At 57.3% G+C, this 2,467-nt stretch carries 2 protein-coding genes; both read right to left on the bottom strand.

From position 1 onward, the window contains the following. Nucleotides 1-67: 67 nt before the first annotated feature. The gene (locus AC0L3P_RS39530; protein WP_473309401.1) at nucleotides 68-280 is read right to left on the bottom strand and encodes a hypothetical protein; all 213 of its coding nucleotides are present in this window, start codon (nucleotides 278-280) and stop codon (nucleotides 68-70) included. A gap of 1,947 nt (nucleotides 281-2,227) precedes the next feature. Continuing rightward, on the bottom strand, nucleotides 2,228-2,389 hold the full coding sequence (locus AC0L3P_RS39535; protein ID WP_473309402.1) for a hypothetical protein: 162 nt from the start codon (nucleotides 2,387-2,389) through the stop codon (nucleotides 2,228-2,230). Between the last annotated feature and the right edge of the window lie 78 nt (nucleotides 2,390-2,467).

Consider the following 2,467-nt stretch of genomic DNA (forward strand, 5'->3'; position numbering starts at 1 on the left):
GCGCCCACGACATTCGAATCATGGTTGCCCATGGATTCAGAAGCCCGCAACAAAAGCAACTGTAATGCTAGGACGGAAAGTCGGCGGGATCGACCTTCAGGCGATCGGCGTGGAGAGACCAATCGTGCGTGGCGTGGATCTGGCAGAATCGATCCTTGGCCTGCTGCTCGGCTTCCCTCTCGTCGCGGGCATCAAGCTCGATGGTGGTTTGGCAGACCTCGTCCCTCTGGCCGTTGTCGCCCAGGACGTCCTTGATGAAGCGGATGATGAAGCGCGGCATGGGTGCCTTTGGGCCGTGGTGTTGATGAGCCGACTAATGTGTCTGCGCTGGGATTGTTCCATACCGGTGCGCGCTGCCGAAGCAAAAGCACAAACTACGAAAGCGACTTCCACGGTAGGCGTTTCGGAGCTGGGTCGAAAGTTCAACCTGGAAGGTTCAACAGGAGCTGCCCGGCACTCCCAGCGCTCACCCATTCCTCGCCGGGTGCTCAGGCGCAGAACTGATCGTGCTCCAGTTTTCAGCCGTCCGGCCAAGCATGCGGTTCAGCTATTTCGCGGACAACATTTTCAGGGCTCGCTATCGCTACCCGCCGCATTCATCGGCGGGCGATCACAAGGCGATGTTGGGCTGCGGTAATCCTTAGGGCGGAGACATTGTTTAGAAGGAATGCCAAAGCACCTACCTGAGTTGGCAGGTTGCTAACCATCCTGCCGTGCGTAGACTTCTTGAGCGACATCTAGCGGAACAAGACACCTTGCAATCTCAAAACGTGCTTTCCGCTGCTTGCAGAAGGCTCATCCTTCGATGAAACGTCGAGCCGACATCCATCCAGCTCACGTCCTACCGATCATGCGCTCTAAATTCACAGCTCTGGGGTCAAAAGCGGCATCATGACGGCTGAGCCGGGCGTCACTTTGCGAACGCAAGCATTCGGCAAGAACCGTCTGGACAAATTGTCCTCGGCTTTGCCGCCGCAGCCGTTGATGCGGTGGAGCTGGCCTGACTCTGGGCATATTTTGGCATCATGACACTCAGTTCATCAAGGCCTCTGGCGGACGAGCATTCGACATGGCACAGCATAGGTCACGCGAGCGAGCCGCGCCGCGGCCCTGGCTGCCTCCCGGCGTCCATCAGGATGAGGATGCGCTGGACGCAATCATGGCGGTGCCCCTCCGTCCGGAAATCAGCGAACATATGGCACACCTGCGCCAGGGAATGGCCGAACATCATCCCTCCGAGCCGTGTGGAAGGGCCATTTGCTGATGTCGCCCTCCCTTCCGATTTGATGTCGCGCACCTTGTTGTCACGGCAGGTCTCTTGGCTCGCGGGCTCTTGCTGCTGTCTGGCTTCCCGACGCGGAGAGTTTGCGCCAGTGACTCTACCTCTCCAAGGATTGGCGTGAATTATCGCCCCGGTTTGCAGCGCCATTTTCCACGCCGCCTCCTAGGCAACGATCATGCTCCACTGTGGTCCGGCGAAGACATGGATGAAGCAGCTGTTAATAACCTCTTCTGGTTCGATGTCGCATATCAAGCCGGCCGGCTACAGATCGATACGAAGTATAATCCAACCCAGGTCGCCTATGAGGTGAGCCGAGATGTTTGCATAGTGTTGCAACGGGAGCTGTTGCACACAATCCGCGAATTCGGAAAAGCCCCCCGACACCTTCAGCTATGAGTGAACAAAGTATGGAATCGCTGGCGAGAGTGAACACAAATGTGGTGTCAAAGAAAAAGGAGAGCATCGATCTAGCGGACCAAAATCTCCCGAGCCTTATCCTGCGGCTCGCCATTCCATCTGTTGTTGGTTTGTCGAGTCGCGCCTTGCAGCAGGTCGTCAACGCGATCTTCGTTTGGCGCACTCGGCGCCCAAGCGATCGCAGCTGTCAGCATGACCTTGCCCATCATAGTCCTGCTCGCGGCAGTCGGACAGGGGATAGGTGTTGGAGCAGCTTCGTTCATATCGCGTCATCTCAAAGGGAGCGGCCCTTTTCTAACTTAGCCTCTGGTCCCAAAACCGGGGTCCATTTCACTAGCGACCGCAAATCGGTTGGATTTTTCTTTCGGGGCAAATGATTGCGGGGTGGGTCTACCCCCCTCCTGTTAATTCAGGCTTCCCAGCCGCACCTCGCATCCCGGCGCGGAGACAATCAAAGAATAATATAGCACATCCCGCGCGCGCCGCCTGATACCATTTGTCCAACGGCAATTCCCACTTCCTTGAATGCTAAGGGGTGAGCGCCCCAATCGCGGCGTCGGCCTCTTCTTCCTCCGCGAGGGCGTATTGCGGGCGGACATAGCCGCCACGGCAGCGGAACGGAGGTTTAGCCGGAGTGCCGAACAGATCGATATAGCGCGACAATCTGGATGGGAAGCCGTATTGCCGCATGTAGCGATGTTCCCGGTAGACTTAATGTTGCCTCTTCTATTTTGCTCCCTGGCCCCAGGGAGCAAAAGGTAGCCGGTC

The sequence above is a fragment of the Bradyrhizobium sp. WSM4874 genome, assembly GCF_055811835.1.

Bases quoted from the DNA above. Each gene is read 5' to 3' on its own strand.
- AC0L3P_RS39530 (WP_473309401.1), bottom strand. From the start codon at position 280: ATGCCGCGCTTCATCATCCGCTTCATCAAGGACGTCCTGGGCGACAAC.
- AC0L3P_RS39535 (WP_473309402.1), bottom strand. From the start codon at position 2,389: ATGCGGCAATACGGCTTCCCATCCAGATTGTCGCGCTATATCGATCTG.